At 70.0% G+C, this 22,818-nt stretch carries 23 protein-coding genes; 14 read left to right on the top strand and 9 right to left on the bottom strand.

Annotation, left to right across the window (positions count from 1 at the left end; translation table 11 throughout):
• Positions 1-188: 188 nt before the first annotated feature.
• Genes AA23TX_RS41190 through AA23TX_RS41200 form a run of 3 tightly spaced genes read left to right on the top strand, consistent with a single transcriptional unit; the run spans position 189 to position 2,470 of the window.
• Positions 189-842: a hypothetical protein gene (locus AA23TX_RS41190; protein ID WP_155548360.1), complete on the top strand. Its 654-nt coding sequence runs from the start codon at positions 189-191 to the stop codon at positions 840-842.
• 33 nt (positions 843-875) lie between these two features.
• Positions 876-1,526, top strand: a complete 651-nt coding sequence (locus AA23TX_RS41195; RefSeq protein WP_155548361.1) for an NAD(P)H-binding protein — start codon at positions 876-878, stop codon at positions 1,524-1,526.
• Positions 1,523-2,470, top strand: a complete 948-nt coding sequence (locus AA23TX_RS41200; RefSeq protein WP_155548362.1) for a ribose-phosphate diphosphokinase — start codon at positions 1,523-1,525, stop codon at positions 2,468-2,470. The genes AA23TX_RS41195 and AA23TX_RS41200 overlap by 4 nt, the downstream gene beginning before the upstream one ends.
• On the opposite strand, the gene AA23TX_RS41205 is transcribed toward AA23TX_RS41200, so the two are convergent.
• A complete protein-coding gene (locus AA23TX_RS41205) occupies positions 2,467-3,762 on the bottom strand; it encodes a D-arabinono-1,4-lactone oxidase (RefSeq protein WP_155548363.1) in 1,296 nt (431 codons plus the stop codon). The genes AA23TX_RS41200 and AA23TX_RS41205 overlap by 4 nt on opposite strands.
• Positions 3,763-3,847: 85 nt before the next feature.
• Between AA23TX_RS41205 and AA23TX_RS41210 the strand changes: the two genes are divergently transcribed.
• Positions 3,848-5,032, top strand: coding sequence for an amino acid deaminase/aldolase (locus AA23TX_RS41210; RefSeq protein ID WP_155548364.1), 1,185 nt, complete (start codon positions 3,848-3,850; stop codon positions 5,030-5,032).
• A 693-nt stretch (positions 5,033-5,725) separates the two neighbouring features.
• Here AA23TX_RS41210 and AA23TX_RS41215 read toward each other — a convergent pair.
• Positions 5,726-6,373: a TetR/AcrR family transcriptional regulator gene (locus AA23TX_RS41215; protein WP_155548365.1), complete on the bottom strand. Its 648-nt coding sequence runs from the start codon at positions 6,371-6,373 to the stop codon at positions 5,726-5,728.
• Positions 6,374-6,502: 129 nt separating this feature from the next.
• Here AA23TX_RS41215 and AA23TX_RS41220 point away from each other — a divergent pair, with 129 nt between their 5' ends.
• Positions 6,503-7,828, top strand: a complete 1,326-nt coding sequence (locus AA23TX_RS41220; protein ID WP_155548366.1) for a GH1 family beta-glucosidase — start codon at positions 6,503-6,505, stop codon at positions 7,826-7,828.
• On the top strand, positions 7,818-9,086 hold the full coding sequence (locus AA23TX_RS41225; RefSeq protein ID WP_155548367.1) for an MFS transporter: 1,269 nt from the start codon (positions 7,818-7,820) through the stop codon (positions 9,084-9,086). The genes AA23TX_RS41220 and AA23TX_RS41225 overlap by 11 nt, the downstream gene beginning before the upstream one ends.
• Positions 9,087-9,466: 380 nt before the next feature.
• Here the strand turns inward: AA23TX_RS41225 and AA23TX_RS41230 are convergent, their stop codons facing one another.
• The gene (locus tag AA23TX_RS41230; RefSeq protein ID WP_155548368.1) at positions 9,467-9,880 is read right to left on the bottom strand and encodes a hypothetical protein; all 414 of its coding nucleotides are present in this window, start codon (positions 9,878-9,880) and stop codon (positions 9,467-9,469) included.
• Positions 9,881-9,893: 13 nt separating this feature from the next.
• On the bottom strand, positions 9,894-10,229 hold the full coding sequence (locus AA23TX_RS41235) for a hypothetical protein (RefSeq protein ID WP_155548369.1): 336 nt from the start codon (positions 10,227-10,229) through the stop codon (positions 9,894-9,896).
• A gap of 335 nt (positions 10,230-10,564) precedes the next feature.
• Here AA23TX_RS41235 and AA23TX_RS41240 point away from each other — a divergent pair, with 335 nt between their 5' ends.
• Positions 10,565-11,950 (top strand): helix-turn-helix transcriptional regulator, encoded by a 1,386-nt coding sequence (locus AA23TX_RS41240; protein ID WP_155548370.1) that lies wholly within the window; start codon positions 10,565-10,567, stop codon positions 11,948-11,950.
• Positions 11,951-11,969: 19 nt separating this feature from the next.
• Positions 11,970-12,857: a phosphotransferase family protein gene (locus tag AA23TX_RS41245; RefSeq protein WP_155548371.1), complete on the top strand. Its 888-nt coding sequence runs from the start codon at positions 11,970-11,972 to the stop codon at positions 12,855-12,857.
• Between the two features lie 210 nt (positions 12,858-13,067).
• On the opposite strand, the gene AA23TX_RS41250 is transcribed toward AA23TX_RS41245, so the two are convergent.
• From AA23TX_RS41250 to AA23TX_RS41265, 4 genes are all read right to left on the bottom strand, one after another.
• Positions 13,068-14,096: a CopD family protein gene (locus AA23TX_RS41250; RefSeq protein WP_155548372.1), complete on the bottom strand. Its 1,029-nt coding sequence runs from the start codon at positions 14,094-14,096 to the stop codon at positions 13,068-13,070.
• Positions 14,096-14,644: a copper resistance CopC family protein gene (locus tag AA23TX_RS41255; RefSeq protein WP_196425820.1), complete on the bottom strand. Its 549-nt coding sequence runs from the start codon at positions 14,642-14,644 to the stop codon at positions 14,096-14,098. The genes AA23TX_RS41250 and AA23TX_RS41255 overlap by 1 nt, the downstream gene beginning before the upstream one ends.
• Positions 14,645-15,406, bottom strand: a complete 762-nt coding sequence (locus tag AA23TX_RS41260; RefSeq protein WP_155548373.1) for a YcnI family copper-binding membrane protein — start codon at positions 15,404-15,406, stop codon at positions 14,645-14,647.
• 76 nt (positions 15,407-15,482) lie between these two features.
• The gene (locus tag AA23TX_RS41265) at positions 15,483-15,989 is read right to left on the bottom strand and encodes a hypothetical protein (protein ID WP_155549403.1); all 507 of its coding nucleotides are present in this window, start codon (positions 15,987-15,989) and stop codon (positions 15,483-15,485) included.
• Positions 15,990-16,292: 303 nt separating this feature from the next.
• On the opposite strand from AA23TX_RS41265, the gene AA23TX_RS41270 reads away from it, so the two are divergent.
• The 4 genes from AA23TX_RS41270 to AA23TX_RS41285 are packed head-to-tail and all read left to right on the top strand — an operon-like array spanning position 16,293 to position 19,840.
• Positions 16,293-16,940: an ABC transporter permease gene (locus AA23TX_RS41270; protein WP_155548374.1), complete on the top strand. Its 648-nt coding sequence runs from the start codon at positions 16,293-16,295 to the stop codon at positions 16,938-16,940.
• A complete protein-coding gene (locus AA23TX_RS41275; RefSeq protein ID WP_155548375.1) occupies positions 16,933-18,099 on the top strand; it encodes an ABC transporter ATP-binding protein in 1,167 nt (388 codons plus the stop codon). The genes AA23TX_RS41270 and AA23TX_RS41275 overlap by 8 nt, the downstream gene beginning before the upstream one ends.
• The gene (locus AA23TX_RS41280) at positions 18,096-18,875 is read left to right on the top strand and encodes an ABC transporter permease (RefSeq protein WP_155548376.1); all 780 of its coding nucleotides are present in this window, start codon (positions 18,096-18,098) and stop codon (positions 18,873-18,875) included. The genes AA23TX_RS41275 and AA23TX_RS41280 overlap by 4 nt, the downstream gene beginning before the upstream one ends.
• Positions 18,872-19,840 (top strand): glycine betaine ABC transporter substrate-binding protein, encoded by a 969-nt coding sequence (locus AA23TX_RS41285; protein WP_155548377.1) that lies wholly within the window; start codon positions 18,872-18,874, stop codon positions 19,838-19,840. The genes AA23TX_RS41280 and AA23TX_RS41285 overlap by 4 nt, the downstream gene beginning before the upstream one ends.
• A 69-nt stretch (positions 19,841-19,909) precedes the next feature.
• Here AA23TX_RS41285 and AA23TX_RS41290 read toward each other — a convergent pair whose 3' ends face one another.
• A complete protein-coding gene (locus tag AA23TX_RS41290; protein ID WP_155548378.1) occupies positions 19,910-20,371 on the bottom strand; it encodes a DUF6474 family protein in 462 nt (153 codons plus the stop codon).
• Between the two features lie 90 nt (positions 20,372-20,461).
• On the opposite strand from AA23TX_RS41290, the gene AA23TX_RS41295 reads away from it, so the two are divergent.
• A complete protein-coding gene (locus tag AA23TX_RS41295) occupies positions 20,462-22,102 on the top strand; it encodes a TM0106 family RecB-like putative nuclease (RefSeq protein WP_196425821.1) in 1,641 nt (546 codons plus the stop codon).
• An 81-nt stretch (positions 22,103-22,183) separates the two neighbouring features.
• Positions 22,184-22,813, top strand: a complete 630-nt coding sequence (locus AA23TX_RS41300) for a PadR family transcriptional regulator (RefSeq protein ID WP_155548380.1) — start codon at positions 22,184-22,186, stop codon at positions 22,811-22,813.
• The last annotated feature ends 5 nt before the right edge of the window (positions 22,814-22,818 follow it).

The following is a 22,818-nucleotide window of genomic DNA, read 5'->3' on the forward strand; positions in this document are numbered from 1 at the left end:
ATCACTCGGTTGGCCGCACCGTTCGACCGAAGTCGGATGACCGCCTACCGACCGGTCATCGACCGCTGGGCGCCGCCGATCGCAGCCACTCGCACTACCCGGCGACGCCGCGCCGCCACGCTGTTAGACAGATTGAGTGCCGGTTTTCACCGGTCACGAAGCGGTGCAGGTTAGAAGGAGGCGGACTCGTGGCGGCTACACCTCAGAACACCGAGCGCTCGACGGTCGCCGGTGGCGCGAAGCGCAGCCGGTCGATGCCGAGCCGGGTGGTGCCGCCGATCGAGCTCCCCTCGAGCGTCGACGAACTCGCCCGCGCCGCCGCCGCCCAGCTGGGCTGGAACGGCATCGTCCTCCCCGAGACCACGATCCTCGGCCGCAAGGTCTGCGTGGTCGCCAAGCTTCGCACCGACGTGCACGCCGAACGCATCGCGATGGGTGCCGGCCCGGTGGCCGACCGTGCCACCGTCGACACCTGGACCTGGCCGGAGCTGGCCGGAACCGCCCCCGCCCCGGCCGCCGAGATCGTCGGCGTCCTGGCCGTCGCGCGCCACTGGCGCACCGCGATGGCCTCCGCGGTTCCGTTCGCCCGCTACGGCGAGGCCGCGATGGTGCTCCCGTCGCCGGCCGTCCTCACCGAGGACTACGTCGGCAACTGCCTGCCGCGGGCTCGCGCGTACGGCCTCGGGATCGTCACCGCCGACCCGAACTCGGTCGTCGACCTCGACCTCGAGGGCCGCACCGAGCGCGTCGTGCTGGCCGAGGACCCGGTCTCCCGCCTGGTGAACGAGCTCGTCTACGACCACCTGCTGCGCACCGCCGAAGCCCCCGCTTCGCTCGACTGACGGTCGCGATCGATCCGCACTAGGGTCGGACTCATGCGAGTCGTCATAGCTGGTGGACACGGTCAGATCGCGTTGCGTCTCGAGCGGCTGCTCGCCGCGCGCGGTGACGAAGGGGTCGGGATCATCCGGAATCCCGCCCACACGGCGGACCTCGAAGCCGCCGGTGCCCAGGCCGTCGTGCTCGACCTGGAGAAATCCGATGTGGACACCGTCGCCGAGGTGCTGAAGGGTGCCGACGCCGCGGTGTTCGCCGCGGGCGCCGGCCCGGGCAGCGGGCCCGCGCGCAAGGCCACTGTGGACCACGGCGCCGCGGCCCTGTTCGCCGACGCGGCCGTGCAGGCCGGCGTGCGGCGGCACATCCAGATCGGCTCCATGGGCGCCGACAACCCGGAGAACCCCGACGTCACCGAGGACTTCCGGGTCTACCTGCGCGCCAAGCGCGCGGCCGAAGACGACCTGAAGGCCCGCGACCTCGACTGGACCATCCTCCGGCCGGGCGCGCTGACCAACGACCCCGGCACCGGCCTGGTCCTGCTGGCCGACAAGACCGGCCGCGGCTCGGTCCCGCGTGACGACGTCGCCGCGGTGGTCGTCGCATTGCTCGACGCTCCCGCGAGCGTGCGACGCACTTTGGAGCTGATTTCGGGCGAAACCACGATCGACGAGGCGATTTCCGCACTGTGAACGAGGAATCCAGAGAGATCGCCGTCTTCAGCGGCAGCGCGCACCCCGAGCTGGCCGAAGAGATCTGCGAGCACCTCGGAGTCCCGCTGCGGCCCGTCGAGATCGAGCGGTTCGCGAACGACTGCCTCGGCGTCCAGCTGCAGGCGAACTGCCGCGAGCGGGACGTCTTCATCATCCAGCCGCTGGTGCGCCCGGTGCAGGAGCACCTCGTCGAGCTGCTGCTGATGCTCGACGCGGCGCGCGGCGCGTCGGCGTCGCGGATCACCGCCGTGATGCCGCACTACTCGTACGCGCGCTCGGACAAGAAGGACGCGCCGCGGATCTCGATCGGCGGCAGGCTGGTCGCCGACCTGCTGGTGGCGGCCGGCGCGAACCGCGTACTCGCGATGACCCTGCATTCGCCGCAGGTCCACGGCTTCTTCAGCGTTCCGGTCGACCACCTGCACGCGCTGCAGGAGCTGGCCAAGCACTTCCGCCAGTACGACCTCTCCCGCACCACCGTCGTCTCGCCCGACCTGGGCAACGCGAAGGAGGCTTCGCACTTCGCCCGGCTCCTCGGCGTCCAGGTCGCGGCCGGGGCGAAGGAGCGCTTCCCGGACGACCGCGTCCAGATCACGTCGGTGATCGGCGAGATCACCGGCCGCGACGTGATCGTCCTCGACGACGAGATCGCCAAGGGCAGCACGGTCCTCGAACTGCTCGACCGGCTCGCCGAGCTGAAGCCGCGCTCGATCCGCGTCGCGTGCACGCACGGTCTCTTCGCGTCGAAGGCCATCGAGCGCATCGGCGACCGGCCGGAGGTGCTGGAGATCGTCTGCACCAACACGGTCCCGGTGCCCGAAGAGGAGCGCACCGAGAAGCTGAAGATCCTCTCGATCGCGCCGGCCATGGCCGAGGCGATCCGCCGGATCCACAACGGCGAATCGGTGTCGGCGCTCTTCTAAGCCGGCCCGAGCACCCGGTCCAGATAGGTGTTCGTGAAGACGCCGTTCGGGTCGGTTTCCTTGCGCACGCGCAGGAAGTCGTCGAAGTGCGGGTAGCGCGAGCGGAGGACGCCGGCGTCGAGGTCGTGCATCTTGCCCCAGTGCGGGCGGCCGCCGACCGCGCCGGCGATCTTCTCGAACGCGCTGAAGTACTCGCGGTACGGCATGCCGGTGAACTGGTGGATGGCGATGTAGGCGGAGTCGCGGCCCTGCGCCGTCGACAGCCAGATGTCGTCGGCGGCGGCGACCCGGACCTCGACCGGGAACATCACCGGATCCTTCAGCGTCGGCACTACCGCCCGTAGCTCGGCGAGCACGTCGAGCACTGATTCACGTGGAACAGCGTATTCCGTTTCGGTGAAGCGGACGTTGCGCGCGGTGACGAAGACGCGGTGGGAGAGATCGCTGTACTCGCGCGCCGAGAGCATGTTCGACGCGAAGCTGTTCAGCGAGCGCACGAGCCGCGGCATCAGCCGGCCCGTCCGGCAGAGGCCGCCGAACGCGACGTTCTCCATGATCTGGTAGTCGACGAACTCGCGGACCTTGCTCAGCGGCTCCGCGGTCTCGCAGCGGTTGTTGCGCTTGACCAGCGCGTTCTTGCCGTAGGGGAACCAGTAGAACTCGAAGTGCTCGTTCTGGTCGGCGAAGTCGTGGAAGCCCTCGAGGACCTGCTCCAGCGGCTCGGGCCGTTCCTGCGCGCGCAGGACGAAGGACGGCTCGCAGTTGAGCGTCACCGTGGTGATCACTCCGAGCGCGCCGAGGCCGACGCGGGCGGCGGCGAAGAGGTCGGGCTTATCTTCCGCCGAACAGGTGACGACCGAGCCGTCCGCGAGGACGAGTTCGAGCGCGGCGATCTGGGTGGCGATGCCGCCGAGGCGCGCGCCGGTGCCGTGGGTGCCGGTGGAGATCGCGCCGGCGATCGTCTGTGCGTCGATGTCGCCGAGGTTGGTCATGGCCAGCCCGAGCACGTCGAGGTCGGCGTTGAGCTGCTTGATCGTGGTGCCCGAGCGGACGGTGACCTGCCGCGTTTCGAGGTCGACGCGCTCGATGCCGGTCCAGTGGCGCAGGTCGAGGGCGTCGGAGTCGGCGACGGCGATGGCCGTGAACGAGTGTCCGCTACCCCAGGGGCGCACGGTCCGGCCGGCCGCGGCGATGCTCGCGACGGTCGCCGCGATCTCCGCCGCACTGCGCGGCTGGTGAACGTGCTGCGGCGAGGCGGACGCCGTGCCCGCCCAGTTGGTCCACCGGGTCATGCGCGCACCCTCCATCGTTCGAGTGCCCGAAACAGTATGTGAACAGTATTCGCGTTTCAAGCCTTCGTGTCGTACTTTAGACCTCGTGACCAGTGCGACGGAGTACGACTTGGCGACCAAGGACCTCGATCCACCCTTGGCCGTGGTCGACTTGGCAGCCTTCGACGCGAACGCCGGCGACCTCCACCGCCGCGCCGCGGGCAAGCCGATCCGCGTCGTCTCGAAGTCGGTGCGCTGCCGGGCGTTGCTGGAGCGCGTGCTCGCGATGCCGGGCTTCGAGGGCCTGATGTGCTACTCGCTGGCGGAAGCGATCTGGCACGTCGAGCAGGGCACGACGGACGACGTCGTCGTCGCCTACCCGACGGCCGACCACGAGGCGCTGCGCCGCCTGGCCGCGTCCGACCGAGCTCGCGCGTCGATCACGATCATGGTCGACTCGGCCGCGCACCTGGACCTGGTGGACGCGGCGCTCGGCCACGGTCACCCGGAGATCCGGGTGTGCCTGGAGCTGGACGCGTCGTGGCGCCCGCTGCCGGGAGTCCACGTGGGCACCCGCCGTTCCCCGATTTTCACGCCGAAGCAGGCAACGGCGTTCGCCCGCCAGATCGTGGCGCGACCGGGATTCCGCCTCGTCGGCGTCATGGCGTACGAAGGCCAGATCGCCGGCCTCGGCGACAAGGCGGGCGCGCGCCTGAACCAGCTGGTGATCGGCTGGATGCAGCGCCGGTCGGCGGCGGAGCTGAACCGGCGTCGTGGCGAAGTGGTCCGCGCGGTCGAGGCGGTGACCCCGCTGGAGTTCGTGAACGGCGGAGGCACGGGCAGCATCGAGTCGACGGGCGCGGACGCGGTGGTCACGGAGATCGCGGCGGGCTCAGGCCTGATCGGCCCGACGTTGTTCGACGGCTACACGAAGTTCACGCCCCGCCCGGCAGCGCTGTTCGCGTTGCCGGTGGTCCGGCGCCCGACGCGCAAGATCGCCACGCTGTATTCGGGCGGCTACATCGCTTCGGGGCCAACAGGTCCATCACGCCAGCCGACGCCGTACCTCCCGACGGGCCTGAAGTTCCTCGGCTTCGAGGGAGCGGGCGAGGTCCAGACCCCGGTGACCGGCCGAGCGGCCCGCACCCTGAGCCTGGGCGACCGGGTATGGCTCCGGCACGCCAAGGCGGGCGAGCTGGCCGAGCGTTTCACCCACTACCACCTGGTGATGGGCGACCGAGTGGAGCGCACGGTCCCGACGTACCGAGGCGAGCACCAGAACTTCGGCTGACGTCCCTCGGCCCCGCTGGCTGCCGCACGCACCTGGGTACCGCGTCCGTGCGGCAGAACACCGGCTTCGTCGGCGAACCTTGAGCGAAGTTCGTCGTTGTCCCAGCCCCGGACGGGCGAACCCCGGCGGCCGGCGGCAACGCCACCTGCTCCAGCCACAGGCTGTTTCAGCCCCAGCCCACCCGGCGGCAGCCGGCGGTCGGGCAGTCCGTTCCGGCCGCAGCTTGCTCCGGCAGCAGCCCCCATCCGGGGTCGCAGTCAGCCCCAGCCCGCTCGGCCTGCACCGGGCACAGTCCGCCTCGCCCGCATTCTGTTCGAGCCACAACGGGCTCGCACCGCACTCCGTCGCGGGTCGCAGTCAGCCCAGCCTGCTCGGCCCGCTCCAGGCACAATCCGCTCCGCCCGCAGCCTGCTCCAGCCGCGGTTCGTCCCGACCACCGCAGCGAGCACCAGAACTTCGACTGAGCCAAAGCCCGGCGCATCACCATCCGCTTCGCGAGCATCCGGCCGCACCAAGCGGGTCACCTTCACGGGGTCAAGGCCATGCGGGCCGCCCACCACCCGGCGCCCACACGCAGCCCACCCTCCCCGGGGGAACCCCCGCTTCCAGTCTATCGGCGCCCACTGACGGAACCGGCCGAAACTCCCCAGTTGTCCACAGCTGTGCATACCTGTGGACAACTCCTGTGGACAGCTACGACTGCTCCCCGAACCGGGCCGCCAAATACCCCTTCACCACGTACTTCGCCTCGGCGACGATCTTCTCGTCCCCGCTCGGCTCCTTCCGGAACGCCAGCTTCAGCAGCGCGTCGGCCACCTCGTTGGCGATCCCGATCGCGAAGCGCAGGTCCTCCACCGGCCTGTCCACCTGCGTGGACACCAGGTCCGTCAGGGAGTCGACGATCACCGCGTTGTTGTCGCGCGTCTCGTCCAGCAGCTGGCGGTCGATGATGTCGCCGAAGTGGACCTTCGAGAAGCCCGGCACCGACCGGTGCATCTCCAGGTAGATGTCGAGGATCGAGTCCACGACGTCCCACCAGTGCTCGGGTCCGAGCTGCTTGAGCCGCTCGTTCACCGCGCCGACGAACCTCTCCAGGTTGCGGGCGGTAAGCGCTTGCACGACCGCGCGCTTGTCCGGGAAGAACTGGTACAGCGAACCGACCGCCACGCCAGCTCGTTTGGCGATCAGGGTCGTCGTCAGTGCGTCGTAGCCGAGCTCGTCGATCAGCGCCGCGCTCGCGTCGAGCATCTGCTCGACCCGCTTCGCGCTTCGCTGCTGGACCGGCTGACGGCGCAAGGGGGTGGCTTCTGCCGGCACCTTCGCGGCCTGGATGTCGGACACGGCACTCCTCCTCGTCTGATCTGGGACTTTATCGTGCCGACGGGCTTCCCCACGGACGAGTGAAGACCTAGTATATGAGAACTTTTCATGTTCACCCGGACGGGTGGCCTGACGAAGGGGTCAGCACCAGTGCAGAACCCGATCTTCCCGCCCGGCTTCCTCTGGGGTGTCTCGACTTCGGCGTTCCAGATCGAGGGCGCCACCAGCGAAGGTGGGCGCGGACCGTCCATCTGGGACACGTTCACCGCGACCGAGGGCAAGATCGCCCGCGGTGAACAAGCAAACGTAGCCGCCGACCACTACCACCGCTACCCCGAAGACATCGCGCTGATGGCGGAACTCGGGGTCGGCGCCTACCGGATGTCCATCGCCTGGCCCCGCATCCAGCCCGAGGGCAAAGGCGCGCCCAACCCCGAAGGACTCGGCTTCTACGACAAGCTCATCGACGCCGTCTGCGAAGCCGGGATCGCCCCCGCCGTCACGCTTTACCACTGGGACACCCCCCAGGCGATCGAAGACGACGGCGGCTGGCTCTCCCGCACGACCGCTGAGCGCTTCGCCGAATACGCTCACATCCTCGGAGATCGCTTCGCCGACCGGGTGAAGCTGTGGATTCCGCTCAACGAGCCGATGGTGATGTCCATCTTCGGCTACGGCATCGGCGAGTACGCGCCCGGCCAGACGCTCCTGCTCGACGCCATCCCGACCGCGCACCACCAGAACCTCGCGCACGGCCTCGCCGTCCAGGCCCTCCGCGCGGCCGGCGCGACCGAGGTCGGCACCGCCAACAACCACTCTCCGATCTGGCCGTCCGACGACTCTCCCGAAGACGAAGCAGCCGCGGAGTGGCTCGACGCGCTGCTCAACCGGCTCTACGCCGACCCCGTGCTGCTCGGCACTTATCCCGAACAGCTCCACGAGCACCTGCCCGCCGGGTTCGCCGACGACCTGCCGACCATCGCGCAGCCGCTCGACTTCTACGGCGTCAACTACTACGAGCCGCAGGGGGTCGCGAAGCCCAGTCCGGGCAACCCGCTGCCCTTCGACCTTCGCCCGGTCGAGGGGTATCCGATGACGACCAACGACTCGCCGATCGTCCCGCACGCCCTGCGCGAGCTGCTGCTCGACTTCCACCGCCGCTACCGCGACAAGCTGCCGCCCATCCAGATCACCGAAAACGGCTGCAGCTTCGCCGACGTCGTCGCCGAGGACGGCGGCGTCCACGACCCCGAGCGCATCGACTTCCTGCACAGCCACCTCGTCGCGCTGCGCGAGGCGATGGACGCCGGTGTCGACGTCCGGGGTTACTTCTGCTGGTCCCTGATGGACAATTTCGAGTGGTCCAAGGGCTACGCGCCACGTTTCGGCCTGGTGCACGTCGACTACGAAACCCTGCGGCGCACGCCGAAGGACTCGTTCCACTGGTACCGGAAGCTGGTGCGGGATGAGCAGTGAAACGACCGAGACGACCGGTCTGCCGGAAGCCCTCGCCGAACCCGTGGTGCGGGTGCGGCCCGGCTGGATGAGCTTGCTGTTCTTCGCGAACATCGCGCTCTGGCTGGGGATCTACGCACCGATCCAGGTGCTGCTGCCGCAGCAGGCCGAGCTGCTCGACCAGGTGAACAAGGAGTTCGTGCTCGGGCTGGTGATGGGCGTCGGCGCGATCGTGGCGCTGATCGTCAACCCGGCCGTCGGGCTGCTGTCCGACCGGACGTGCTCGCGCTTCGGCCGCCGCCACCCGTGGACGGTCATCGGTGCCGCCGTCGCGGCCGTCGGGCTGCTGGTGCTGGCGTTCGCGCCGGACGTCGCGCTCCTGATCGTCGGCTGGTGCCTCGTGCAGGCCGGGCTCAACGGCATGCTCGCCACGCTCATGTCCGCCATCGCCGACCGCGTCCCGGTCGGCCAGCGCGCGCAGGTCGGCGGGCTCGTCGGCATCGCGCAGATGCTCGGCACGGTGCTGGGCGCGGTCGTGGTCGTCGTGATGCTCGGCATCGCCGGGATTCCGCTGGCGTACGCGGTCTGCGCGGTGATCGTCGTCGTGGGCGCCGCGTTCTTCGTGCTGCGGACCCCGGACGCGCGCCTGCCGGTCGAGTACCGGCCGTCGTCCCAGGCCGGCGAGGTCCTGCGCAACCTGTGGGTCTCCCCGCGGCGGCACCCGGACTTCGCGTGGGCGTGGTCGTGCCACTTCATGATCAACCTCGGCAACGCGTTCGGGACGCTCTACCTGCTGTTCTTCCTCAAGGACGCGGTGCACTACGAGGACCCCGACACGGGCCTGCTCATCATGATGGGGCTCTACGGCGTCGCGCTCGTCATCGGCGCCGTGCTCGCCGGCCACTTCTCGGACAAGTCCGGACGGCGTAAGCCATACGTCCTTGCGGCGTCCGGTGTGATGGCGTTGGCCGCTTTGCTGCTGGTGATCTGGCAGAGCTGGCCGGTCGCGCTCGCGGCGTCCCCGCTGCTCGGGGTCGGTTTCGGTGCGTACATGGCCGTCGCGCTGGCGATGCTGACGCAGGTGCTCCCGACGGCGCAGGACCGGGCGAAGGACCTGGGCGTCATCAACATCGCGAACTCGCTGCCGCAGGTGGTCGCTCCGCTGCTGACGCCGCTGGTGCTGGCCTACCTAGGCGGGTATTCGGGGCTCTTCGCCGCTTCGGCCGTCGCGACGCTCTTGGCCGCGGTGCTCGTCTTGCGGGTGAAGGCCGTTCGCTGAAAAGAAGTGGAACCGCGGGCCGGTGCCGGTCGGGGGAGGGGAGTGCAACGGCACCGGCCCGCGGAATTCAGGGGCCGCTCACAGGCGGGTCACGTCGAGGCGAACCAGTGGTCCAGGCCTCTTCGATGATCAATCTAGCGGGGGATTACCGCCTGGGCTAGGCCTAACGCGTATTTTTTTCGATTAATCGCGGTGGGGACCGGGTGGGGTGGCCGAGGACTGGTTCGCGCTGCTCGGGGGTGCGGGCGAAACAGTCCCCGGCCGGGGCGAGAGCAGGCGCGGGTCCGATGGGGCGATCGGTCGGCCGCGCTCGCCGGATCAGGGGTGGCACAACGGCGTCCGGGTCCGCCACCGCGGGAGGTGGCGACGGCCCGGGTCCGTCAGGCCGTGACCGCTCGGCGCGGGTTCACCAGCGCGTGGCGCCCGGTGGTCTCGGCCGCGGTGGGTGCCGGGGCCGGACGGCCCTGCGCCGGGACCGGGCTGCTCTGGCGGCGGCTGTCCGCCGAGGACGGCTGCGGCGCCAGGCCGCCCGCCACCAGGTGTTCGTGCGCGACCTGCCAGACCGAGCACGGCGCCTTGCAGCGGTGCCACCGGGTCGAGCAGGTCGGGCAGTCGCCGCGCTCATCGGGCTCGTGCATCTTCAGCATCGCGCGCCACGCCTCCGTCAAGCGGGGGAGTTCGGAGCGCGCGACCGAGACGAGCGACTGGGCGTCGGCGCGGTTCGCCAGGTCGGTCAGCATGTCGAGGCGCTCCCAGACCGCATTGCGGAGGACCTGCCCGAGTACCTGATCCATGATCAGCTCACCGTTACCTTTCCGCCATCTTGGCGGCTTCGTTGAGCGCGGCGCGCAGCTGTCCGAGCTGGCCGGACGTCAACCGCGCGGTCTCGCCGGGGGGCGAGACCAGTACCACCTGGTTGTCCTCGACGAACACCGTCACCGCGCGCTCGCGGCTGATGAGGTCGCCGCACTGCACGCGCCACACCAGCTGACCGCCTTCGTAGTGCCGGACGTTCGCGGTGCGGGGGTCCACCGCGGCAGCGGGGGTGACCGGGCGGACGGCGGAGAGAGGAGAGACCACCGGCCGAACGGCGCGGGTCGCCGTGCCGGCATGTCCCCCTGCGAACGAGTCCACGAACTCCACGCCCTTCTCCGCTCTGTCGTGCCTCCTTCGGAACCCTCGGGCTCCGAAGATGCCTTCTGCAACATCGCCTTGTCATAACCCTGCGGTTTTCGTAGCTCTCCGTGATCGCTACCGGTGTCCGGGCGGTGACGGAGATCTGACAACTACAGTGAGGTGCAACCGGCTGCGATAGAAGGTCGAAATGGCGTCATAGCGGTGACCGGACCGGGTTCCACGGTAAGCGGTCAACGGACTTCGCCCGGACCGATCAGGGCACCAGTTCGGCTGTTCACACGGTTTCGCCAGTTTGCTTACGCTGTTTCACAGACGCCCGACCGGACAGTGGAGGGGGCGCGATGGACGCCAGTAACGGTGGCAGTGCCGAAGCCCGGCAGAGCCACGCAGTTCCCGCTGACGCGTGGGAGCAGCCGGAGATGAGAGCGGCTCTCGCGTCCCGCGAGATCAGCGCCGTCTACCGGCTCCTGCGCAAGCACGGTGTCTCGCAGCGCCAGATCGCCGCGATGACCGGCCAGTCCCAGTCCGAGGTGTCGGAGATCCTCAAGGGTCGCCAGGTCATGGCCTACGACGTCCTCACGCGGATCGCCGACGGCCTGGGTGTCCCCCGTGGATACATGGGCCTCGCCTACGACGAGGCCACGGCGATACGCGTCGTCGGCTCCGCCGACGGCCAGCAGGCTGAGGAGGACGAGTCCGTGAAGCGACGGAGGTTCCTCGCGCACGCCGCCCAGGTCACGATGGGTGCGGCGGTGTTCGGTCCGGAATCCGGCACGTGGTCGGCGGGGCCGGCCAGGACACCGGCGCCCGGGCGCATCGGCATGACCGACGTGCGCCAGGTGGAGGCCGCGACGCGCGCCCTCCGGGCGCTCGACTACCAGTACGGCGGCGGTTTCTGCCGTGACGCCGTGGTGGCGCAGCTGTCCTGGGGACAGCAGATGCTCGAGGCGCACGGCACGGACATCGTCAAGAACCGGCTGTACGTGGCGCTCGCCGACCTGCACTCGCTGGCCGGCTGGACGTCCTTCGACACCGGTCTGATGGACTCCGCCCGCGGCCACTTCGCGAACGCGCTGGACCTGGCCAAGCAGGGCGAGAACCACCCGCTGGTGGCCAACGTGCTGTACCGCATGGGCCGCGTCTACCTGCACCAGGACGCCCCGAACGACGCGCTGAAGCTGTTCCAGCTGGGCCAGATCGCCGCGCAGGAATCCGGCTCCGAGCTGGCGGTCTCCGTGCTCTGCGCGAACGAGGCCTGGGCCTACGCGATGATGGGCAACGAGGAGCAGGCGGTGAAGCTGCTCGGCCGGAGCAAGGACGAGTTCGAGCGCGCCAACCTGGCCGAGGCCGAGTCGTGGGTGAAGTTCTTCACCGAGACCGACGTCTACGCCATGGTCGGCACCGTCCACACGGTGCTCGCGCAGCAGAACTCCGAGCACACGAAGTACGCCATCCCGGCGCTGACCAGGGCCGTCGAGTCCTACGACGACGAGATGGCCCGCTCCAAGACGTTCATGCTGAGCGCACTGGCCACCAACCACCTGCTGGACGGCGACCTCGACCACGGCGCCAAGGTCGGCGGCAAGGCCATCGACTGCGCCGAGGGCATCAAGTCCGAGCGGGTCAAGGACCGCATGCGGCCCCTGCAGGACGAGGCCGAGCGACGCCGCAACAACGCCGACGCCCGTGACCTCGCCGACCGGCTCAACGCTTTCTACGCCGCATAGCGTCGAAGGCGCCGGCGTCTTGGACGGCCGGTTCACCTCCGGCAAGTTGCGTGGCGTACTGGCCGAGACGTGCGCCCTGCTGGGTTTCGACCCGGCGGGCGCACGGCTGCTGCGGTTCACCAACAACGCGGTGTACGCGCTGGTCACCGCACCTTTCGTGATTCGGATCGTCGGTTCCACCCGGCTCCGGCACCGCGTCGAAACCGTGGTCCGCGTGGCCCGGCACTTCGAGCTTCACGACGTCCCCGCCATCCGGCTGCTCGACACCGTCGAGCAGCCGCTGCCGGTCGGCGGGCACCTGGTGACCGTGTGGCACCAGGTGCCGAGCATCGGCCGGCCGGCGACGTCCACCGACCTGGCCCAGCTGCTGCGCCGGGTGCACGCGCTGCCCGCGCCCGACGGTCTCGCCGAATGGGCGCCGTTCGCCGCGGTGCGGGCCCGGGTGTCCGACGCCGAAGAGCTCACCGCCGGCGATCGCGCGTTCCTGCTCGAGCGCTGCGCCGAGCTGGAGGCCGCGCTGGCCGAGCTGGAGTTTCCGCTGCCCAGGGGCCTGGTCCACGGTGACGCGTACCCGGGCAACGTCATCCCTGGCCCGGACGGTCCGGTGCTCTGCGACTTCGACTCGTCGTGCGTCGGCCCGCCGGAGTGGGACCTGACGCCGCTGGCGGTCGGCCGCGAGCGGTTCGGCGACCCGCCGGTGCGCTACCGGACGTTCGCCGCGGCGTACGGCTTCGACGTGACGTCGTGGTCCGGGTTCGCCGTGCTCCGGGCGATCCGCGAGCTGAAGCTGACGACGAGCGTGCTGCCGATCCTGCGCAGCCGGCCGCAGGTGCGGCCCGAGCTCCACCGCCGGTTGGACGACCTCCGGAGCGGCCGGGCGGACACGCGGTGGACCCGTTACCGCTGAGCCGGATCTGTCACTTCGTGTGACCGGCGCCACAATCTGCACGTGCATTCGACGATGGCAAATGACCGTTCGTCGCTTCCGAAATGGGCTCGTCTCTGGGTAGAAAGTTCGGCCCGACGGGTCGCCCCCAATGGTCTACCCCTCATCCCAATGCGCAAGTTGCAGCTACTCGCCGTGACCTGGGATCGCTCTACCAGCGGGGAAGGGCTTTCAGGACGCGACGACCGGCGCCCGCGTCAGCGCCACGGCGAAGCCGAACGCCAATCCCATGACGGTCAGCTCGAGCGTCGCCCACGCGGCGAGGGCCGTCCGGTTGTGCCGGACGATCTGCGGCATCAGCCGAAAGCGGGTGTACGCGCCGAGCAGCGCGATGACGCCGGTGCAGAGGAACTTCAGGAGGAAGAGCTGCCCGTACGGCGTCGTGAAGAGGGCCGCCCAGAATCCGATGGTCGGGTTGAGCGAGATCTCGACCAGCCCGTTGAACAGCCCGGTCGCCGCGGAAAGGACCAGGCAGAGCGTCGCGAGCTTCGAGAACCGGGGCAGCGCGTGCGCCAGGAGCGTCCGGTTCGCGACGAGGAGCACGGTCATCGCGCCGAGGCCGCCGGTCCAGGCGACGGCACTCATGACGTGCAGCTCCATCGAGATCATCGTGTAGTCGTGGTAGTTCCAGTTCGACGCGTGCCCGGTGACCGGCAACGGCAGCAGCGCGAACAGGCCGAGCCCGACGCGGACCTCGGCGGGCACCTTCTCGCCGAAGCGCAGCGCCAGCGCACCGATCCCGGCGTGGACGAGCGCGAGCGCCGCGACGATGACGAGCGCCTTGCCCGCGCCGACGTTCGCGATGTAGTCGCCGAGGTCGCCCGGCGAGAGCGTCGACGAGCCGGGCTTGTACTCCGCGGTCTGCAGGATCAGCGCGACGACGGCGGCCGTCGCCCAGACCAGCGCGGCCGCGACGCCGGCCGGCCGGGCCAGCCGCATGATCGGCTCGGTCAGCTTCGGCCGGTCGTAGCCGGCGAGCACCGACAGCAGCGCCAGGCCGATGGTCGTGACCGCGGCGAGGTCGAGCAGGACCCGCACGACCGGGATGCCGGCCGAGACCACCGCGTCGGGTTCCACGACACCGGGGACCGGGGTGGTGGACATGAGCGCGACGCCGATGAGGGCACCGAGCAGCCCCGCCGTCACGACGCACAGCAGCGTCGAATAGCGGGGTTTCGCGGTGGTCTCGGCCTGGGTCATCAGTTCTTCTCTTCCACCGACCGGCCCGAGCGCAGGGCCACCGTGAGCCCGATCGCCAGCAGCACGATGGCGCCGGCGATCCAGACCCAGATCGGCACCCCGGTCGAGCCCGGCTGCGGCGCGGCCGACGACGAGCTGCCCGGCGACTTCGCCGCGTCGACGGTCGCCGGCGTGCCGGTGCCCGCCGCGGTGAGGGTGAAGGTGAGCTCACCGGTCACCGGGTGGCCGTCCGCCGAGAGCACCCGGTAGCCGATGGTGTACTTCCCGGCCGGGCCGAGCGGCCGCAGGGGCGCGGTGAGGACGTTGTTCACCACGCTGATCGGTCCCTCGGCCCACTGGCCGCCGCCGGGTCCGGTCACCGCGATCTGGTTGACGTCGGCGCCCTGCACGTACTGGTCGAAAGTCAGGCTGACCTTCTGCGGACCGGCGGCGACGGACGAGCCGTTCGCCGGGTCCGAGGAGATCAGCACGTTGTGCGCCAGCGCCGGGGTGGCCGTGCCGAGCACGGCCACCACCGTCAACGCCAGCGCGACGAGCGCCTTCCGCATTTAGCTGTTGCCTCCCGGCTTCGCGGTGGCCTTGCGGGCCCGGATGGTCGCGCCGGCTCCGACGCCGAGGCCGATGGCCCCGACGAGCAGGCCGGCCCCGCCGAGCCAGCGGGCCGTGTTGTCCGAGGTCGCCGCCGCGGCTTCAGTGTGCTCCCCGTTGGTGGACGCGGTGTTCGCGTCCATCGCGGCGTGGTCGCCGTCGCCCGCGGCCTTCGCGGCCAGCTTGACGGCCGGCGCCGGGTGCTCCGGCTCCTCGCCGCCCGCCGGGGTCGGCTGGTTCCAGTCGACGACCTTGCCATCACTGTAGGTCTGGTGGGCCGGGAACTCGACCTCGTCCACGTTGGTCGGCAGCGGACCGAAGCTCACCGAGAACTCCTGGTAGTCGGTGGCTTTCAGCTCGTTGCCCGGCTGCGCGGTCCACGTCACCGCCGTGACGGCCTCGGTGATCTGCGTGCCGTTGTCCTTGGTGATCGGGGTGGGCAGCTTGGACTTGGTCACCTCGGCGGTCCAGCCGGGCAGCGGCTTGGTCCGCACGCTGCCGATGCCGTAGTCGGCCTTGAAGTCGACGGCCACCTTGGTGGTCATGGTGGTCGGTTCCTCGCTCGGCACGCGGAACACGATCGCCGCGTACCCGCCCTTCGTCGGCTGCGGGCCGTAGACGTTGGCGGTGACGTGCGCGGAGGCGACGCCCGTGCCGAGGAGACCGGCGACACCGATGGTGGCGGCGAGGAAACCGGCGCGCTTGAAGACGTGCTGGGACATGGGTTCACTCCTGATGAACGCAAAGATCGGGACAGCTCGGTTCGGGGACCGGGCTGGTGTGGGGGTCGAGCTGGGTTCAGGAGTGGACGGGCGGGCCGCGCCGCCCGCGGATCCGGCGCAGGTCGACGCCGACGAGGTGGCCCGGCGCGTCGACGCGCACCGGGACGAGCGCGGGGGCCGCCGCGATCGGCAGCGGGGTGAGCAGCCGCGGCAGGAACGCGCGCAGCACGGCCAGGACCGTCAGCAGCGTCGCGTCCGCGCGGGCGAGCAGGAGTGCGGTCAGCACGGTCGCGACGGCGTGCGCGGTGACCATGCCGAGCCCGGTGCCGCCGGGCATCGCGCCCATGTCGTGACCGGCGTGGCCCTCGTGGCCGGCGAGCGTGGTGAGCAGCAGGTGCATCACGAGCTGGGCGGCACCGAGCAGGGTGAGCGTGGCGACCGCCCCGCGCGCCTTGCGGGCCAGCGCGGTCGCGGTCCAGCCGAAGAGACCGGTGAGCAGCACGGTCATCGCCGGGTCGGGCAGGCCGCCGTCGGCGAGCCGGTGGGCGGTCACGGAAAGCGCCGCGGCGCACACGGCGAGCAACACACCGCGGGTAGCACCGAGCACGGCGGGACGCCGTGCCGGAACGCTCATGAGGAGCAGCCTAAGGGACCTGTTCCCGCGTGAACGTGTGATCCCGTGAAGTGAGCACACACCGAGTTCACGGACCACGCCACGCCGTGGTTCAGGTCATTTCTTGCCGATCACGTCCGGAAAGGCCAAGGTGGGCGGAACCGGTGGGCCGAAACGGGGGTTTGGCCCGGCCTCGCGCTGGGTACTGAGCCGTCGGTCAGGAACTAGCCCGATCGGGTGAAGGCCTGCACAAAGGCGGGAGAGCGGACACGGATGAACCTCTTCGACTACATCTCCGACCGGGCGAGCAAGCTCTGGCTGGAGGCTTACCTGCACACCAGCATGGTGGTGCAGTGCACCATCCTCGCGGCGGTCCTCGGCGTGCTGATCGGGGTCGCGGTCTACCGCAGCCCGATCGGTTCGGCGGTGGCCACGGCGCTGGCGAGCACGATCCTGACGGTCCCGTCGTTCGCCCTCCTGGGCCTGCTGATCCCGATCTCGGGGCTCGGTCCGACCACGGCCGTCATCGCGCTGGTGCTCTACGGCCTCCTGCCGATCGTCCGGAACACCATCGTGGGTCTCGACGGCGTCGACCCGGCGATCACCGATGCCGCGCGCGGCATCGGCATGAGCCGCTTCGGCGTGCTCACCCGCGTCGAGCTGCGGCTCGCCTGGCCGGCGATCCTCACCGGCATGCGGGTGGCCACGCAGATGCTGATGGGCATCGCGGTGATCGCCGCCTACGCGAAGGGTCCCGGCTTCGGCGCCGAAGTCTTCTCCGGGCTCACGAACGCGGGGAGCACGAACTCCCTGAACCAAGCCGTCACGGGCACGGTCGGGGTCGTCATCCTCGCCCTGATCCTCGACGGCATCTACGTCCTGATCAAGCGCTTCACCATTTCTAGGGGTGTCCGTGGCTGAGAACGAGGAAGTCTCCGGCGTCGAGATCGAGCTGGAGCACGTGACCAAGCGGTACCCCGGCACCCGCGAAGCGGCGGTCGACGACTTCTCCATGGTCGTGCCCGCCGGCAAGATCGTGGTCTTCGTCGGCCCGTCGGGCTGCGGCAAGACGACGACGATGCGGATGATCAACCGGCTGGTCCAGCCGACCTCCGGCAAGATCACCATCGGTGGTGAGGACGCGCTCAGCCTCGACGTCGACACCCTGCGCCGCCGGATCGGCTACGCGATCCAGCAGGCCGGGCTGTTCCCGCACTTCACCGTCGCGCAGAACATCGGCGTGGTGCCCGGTCTGCTCGGCTGGGACAAGAAGAAGGTCAACGACCGGGTCGAGGAGATGATGGACCTGGTCGGGCTCGACCCGGCCGACTTCCGCGACCGCTTCCCGCGCCAGCTCTCCGGCGGGCAGCAGCAGCGCGTCGGCGTCGCCCGGGCGCTCGCCGCGGACCCGCCGGTCCTGCTGATGGACGAGCCGTTCGGCGCGGTCGACCCGATCACCCGCGGCAACCTGCAGGACGAGCTGCTGCGGCTGCAGAGCGAGCTGAAGAAGACGATCGTGTTCGTCACGCACGACTTCGACGAGGCCGTGAAGCTCGGCGACAAGATCGCGGTGCTCGGCAACCAGTCGTCGATCATGCAGTACGACACGCCCGAGGCAATCCTGGCCAACCCGGCGAACGACACGGTCGCCGGCTTCGTCGGCGCGGGCGCGTCGCTGAAGCAGCTGACGCTGCTGCGGGTCCGGGACGTCGAGCTGGCGCAGGACGCGCTGACCGCGTCGGTCGACGACGACCCGGCCGAGCTCCGCAAGAAGCTCGAAGACCAGCGCAAGCACTTCGCGCTGGTCCTGGACGCGCGCCGCCGTCCGACGCGCTGGGTGCACTCGCGCGACCTGAAGGCGGGGGCGTCGCTGGCCAACGCCGGCAAGCCGCTGCGGGACATCGTCAGCCTGCAGTCGACCCTGCAGGACGCGCTGGAGGCGATGCTCGCCGAAGGCGGCTCGGTGCCGGTGACCGGCGCGCGCGGCGAGTACGCGGGCACCATCCAGCTGGACACCGTGATCGCGACCATCCAGCAGCTGCGCGAGGAGCACACGAACGGCGAGGAGGTGTCCGCATGACGGCTGCCGTCGATACCGGTTTCAGCACCGAATCCGGCTCCAAGCGCGCGGAACGCGTCCGGCTGTTCGCCCAGCCCGCCGTGGTGCTGGTGATCGTCGCCGTCACGCTGATCTGGGTGTTCTCCAGCGGGCTGACCGCGACCGAGAAGGAGACGCTCAACGCCTCTTCGCTGTTCACGGCGTTGTGGGACCACGTGCTGATGACGCTCGTGGTGGTCGCGATCGTCGTGGTGGTCGCGGTGCCGCTCGGGGTGATCGTGACTCGCCCGTGGGCACGTTTCCTCGCGCCGATCTTCCTGGCGATCGCGAACATCGGCCAAGCCGCGCCCGCGCTCGGTGTGCTGGTGCTGTGGTTCATCGTCACCGGCTCGGTCGGCGGGCTGTGGGTGGCGGCGCTGCCGCTGGCCTTCTACTCGCTGCTGCCGGTGCTGCGGAACACGATGGTCGGGATCCAGCAGGTGGACCCGGCGCTGATCGACGCGGGCCGCGGCATCGGCATGTCGGCGGCCGCGGTGCTGTGGCGGGTCGAGATGCCGCTGGCCGTTCCGCTGATCCTGGCCGGCCTGCGCACCTCGCTGGTGCTGGCGGTCGGCACGGCGACGTTCGGCATGTTCGTCAACGCCGGCGGCTTCGGGCTGCTCATCGACACCGGGTACAAGCTGAACCTGACCTCGGTGCTGGTCACCGGCTCGGTGCTGGCCGTGGCGCTCGCGCTGCTGGTCGACTGGCTGGGCGCGGTCGCGGAACAGTTCTTCGGACCGAAGGGGCTGCGATGAAACTCCGCCGGATGAAGGCACTCGCCGGGGTGGCCCTGCTCTGCGGCACGCTCTCGGCGTGCGGTCTGTCGATCAACCAGGGGGTGCCCTACGACATCCAGCCGGGCACGATCCAGCCGATCCCGTCGCTGAGCGGGCTCAAGGTCACGGTGGGGTCGAAGGACTTCACCGAGAACATCATCCTGGCCTACATGGCCGAGATGGCGTTGACCGCGTCGGGCGCGGACGTCGTCGACCTGTCGGACATCAAGGGGTCCAACTCGTCGCGGCAGGCGCTGCTGTCCGGTCAGACGGACGTCACGTGGGAGTACACCGGCACGGGCTGGATCAACTACCAGGGCAACGAGCTCCCGGTGCCCGGCGGCGAGAAGGCCCAGTACGAGGCGACGGCCAAGGCGGACGAAGAGAAGTTCGGCGTCACGTGGCTGAACTACTCGCCGCTCAACGACCAGTACGCGTTCGCCGTCACCGAGGAGTACGGCGCGAAGAACAACTTGAAGACGACGTCGGACCTCGCAGCGTTCATCAAGCAGAAGCCGGACCAGGCGGTGTTCTGCCTGGAGACGGAGTTCACCAGCCGCCAGGACGGGTTCCCGGCCGCGGTGAAGGCCTACGGCTTCCAGAACCCGAAGATCGAGAACTTCGGCATCGGCACGATCTACTCGGCGGTCGCGAGCGGCACCTGCCCGGTGGGCGAGGTGTTCACCACCGACGGCCGGATCTCCGGGCTGAACCTGCGGGTGCTCGAGGACGACAAGAAGGCGTTCCCGCAGTACAACGCGGTCCCGACGCTGCGCACGGAGTACCTCAAGGCGCACCCGGACATCCGCGGCCCACTCGAGAAGATCGCCGCGGCGCTCGACAACGAGCAGATGGTCCAGCTGTGCAAGCAGGTCGACGTCGACGGCCAGGACGCGGGCAAGGTCGCCCACGAGTGGATGGTCAAGAAGGGCTTCGTGAAGTAGCTCGCCGCGAAACGGCCCCCGGTGCGCGCACCGGGGGCCGTTTCCACTTCCGGGTCAGATGCAGCCGGGTCAGATCCCCAGCCGGTGCAGCAGGTTGCCTTCCAGCCGCTCCAGCTCGCCGTGCACCGCGCGGTGCACGGACTTGCGCCGTGCCGCCGGCATCCGCTCCGCCGCCCGCACCGACGCCGACAGCTGCTCCAGCGTGTTCAGCGATTCCTTCGCGAACTCCTGGTCGGCCTTCGACGCCTTCTCGGACTTCTGGAGATCGCGGCAGCCTTCGGCGACCCCCGCGATGCGGGCGTGCAGCGCCGCGCCTCGGCCGGTGTACTCGCCCAGCTTGTCGACCGAAACCCCGAGCTTGCGTGCCTGGTAGCGGTCGTACAGCTCCCGCGCGCTGCCCGCCGCGCGCACCGCGAACGGCGCGACCACCGGGATCACGACCGGGCCGAGCACCTTCGCCACCGCGATCGCGTTCTTCGCCTTCTTGGGGGTGAACCTGGCATCACCCTCGACCTTGGCCTTGCGCGCCATGGCACCTCCAACGACGTGTCGAGGTCGAACTTACTGGTCGCCCGGGTGGCGGGCATGTCGGCTCGGCGGTGGGAATCTAGAGTGATCTCCATGAAGGGCGAGGTGGTACTCGACGCGGGAGCGGTCAGCCGCTGCCGCCGGCGTGTGCACCTGGAGCACGACCCCACGATGCGCGAGGTACCGCTTTCCCCGCCGGACCCCACCGCGCAGCAGCGGATCGACGACGCGACCGCCCACCGCGAGGACATCGTCACCCGGCTGATGGCGGCCAACCCCGGCAGCTGGGTGAAGGTCCCCCGCGATCTCCCGGCCCACGAGCGCGTCGAGCTCACCGAACAGGCCTTCGCCGCCGAAGCCCGCTACATCTGGGGCGCGCTGCTGCCGGTCGACCCGGCCGGGCACCGGCGCGGCGGCATCGACCTGCTCGTCCGCACCGGCCGCGGGTACGTCCCGGTGCTCGTCGTCCGCCACCGGATCTCCGACCGCGGCACCGGCGCCATCGTCACCGACCTGACCGACCTCGACCCGGCGCACCGCGCCGCCGACGAGAGCCGCAAGGTCCGGTCGCAGCCGCGTGACCAGCTGCGGCTCGTGCACATCCGCCGCATGCTGCAGACGCTCGGGCAGGCCGACGAGAGCCTCACCCTCGGCGGCGTCATCGGCCTCGACGCCGACGTCGTCGTCTGGCACGACCTCACCGCGGGCACCTGGCCGGGCGGGCGCAGCGCGCTCACCGAGTACCAGGTCCGGTTCGCCGACCGGCTCGCGATCGCCAGCGCGGCCGCGAACGGCGAGGAGCCGCTGGCCGAGCCGTCGCGCGTGCTGGAGTGCCGCCGCTGCCCGTGGTGGCCGACGTGCGAGAAGGTGCTCACCGAGACCCGCGACGTCAGCCTCGTCGTCCGTGGCGAGGACGCGGTGGAGCTGCGCCGCGCCGGCGTGTCCACTGTGGACAAACTGGCCGCGCTCGACCCCACCGGCGACGCGCCGGAGATCAACTGGACCGGCGTGACGTTCCCGGACGCCGTCGTGCTCGCCCGCGCCTGGCTGGCGGACCTGACGCTGGTGCGCCGCGTCGACCGCGTCGAGGTACCGCGCGCCGACGTCGAGGTCGACGTCGACATGGAGAGCTTCGGCGACGCCGGCGCGTACCTCTGGGGCTGCCTGCTGACCGGCGCCGACATCGGGATTTCGCCGGGCTACCGGGCCTTCGCGACCTGGGATCCGCTGCCCACCGAAGACGAAGCCCGGTCCTTCGCGGAGTTCTGGGCCTGGCTCACCGACGTCCGCGAGCGCACCGAAGCGGCCGGTCTGACGTTCCGCGCGTACTGCTACAACGCGCTCGCCGAGAACCGCTGGCTCTTCGGCTCGGTCGAGCGCTTCGGCGACCACCCGGGCATCCCCGCGAAGAAGGAAATCCAGTCCTTTGTGGACTCGGACGAGTGGGTCGACCTCTTCCGCAGCGTCACCGACCAGTTCCTGTGCTCCCAGGGCAAGGGCCTGAAGGTGATCGCCCCGGTGGCCGGCTTCGCCTGGCGCGACCCGGAAGCGGGCGGCGAGGCATCGATGCGCTGGTACCGCGACGCGGTCGGCATGGACGGCGAGGTACCCGACGCCGAGCAGCGCGAGCGGCTGCTGCGCTACAACGAGGACGACGTCCTGGCGACGCACGCGCTCCGGGAGTGGATCGACGCCCGCGCGCAGGCCGAAGTCCCGTACATGTTCGATCTCTGAGTAGTTCATCGACTAAGACACTTGCCTACTGGCACGTCTTGCGTATACTCGTCTGCGAGTACTCGTGAACGAGGAGCCAGTTTGAAGAAGCGGAAGGTCGGCAACCTGCTGGGGCTGGCCGTGCTGTCCGCCGTGGCCGAGCGGCCGATGCACCCGTACGAAATGGCAGCCGTGCTCAAGGAGCGCGGCAAGGACGCCGACATGCCGATCAAGTGGGGCTCGCTCTACACGGTCGTCGCAAACCTGGAGAAGCACGGCTTCCTGGAGGCCGTGGAGAGCGTGAAGGACGGCGGGCGGCCCGAACGGACCGTCTACCGGATCGCTCCGGCCGGGCGCGAGGAGTTCGAGGACTGGGTCCGCGAGCTAGTCGGCACGCTCGACCGGGAACCCCCGCGGTTCAAGGCGGGGCTGTCGATGCTGGGCGTGCTCGGCCCGGACCAGACGATCAGCCGGCTGCGCGAGCGGCTGGCGCAGCTCGACGAACGAGCCGAGGCGCACCGGGCGCAGCTCGAGCAGCTGCGCCCGCTGATGCCGCGGTTGTTCCTGATCGAGGTCGAGTACGACCTCGCGATGACGGAAGCCGAAGCGCGCTGGGTGCGCGGCTTCCTCGAAGAACTGACCACCGGCGCCTTGCCCGGCATCGACGCCTGGCGGCGCTACCACGAAACCGGCGAATTCCCGGACGACCTGGGGGAGTTCGTGGAGAGGTAGGAACC

It is taken from the genome of Amycolatopsis camponoti (assembly GCF_902497555.1).
GTDB lineage: Bacteria > Actinomycetota > Actinomycetes > Mycobacteriales > Pseudonocardiaceae > Amycolatopsis > Amycolatopsis camponoti.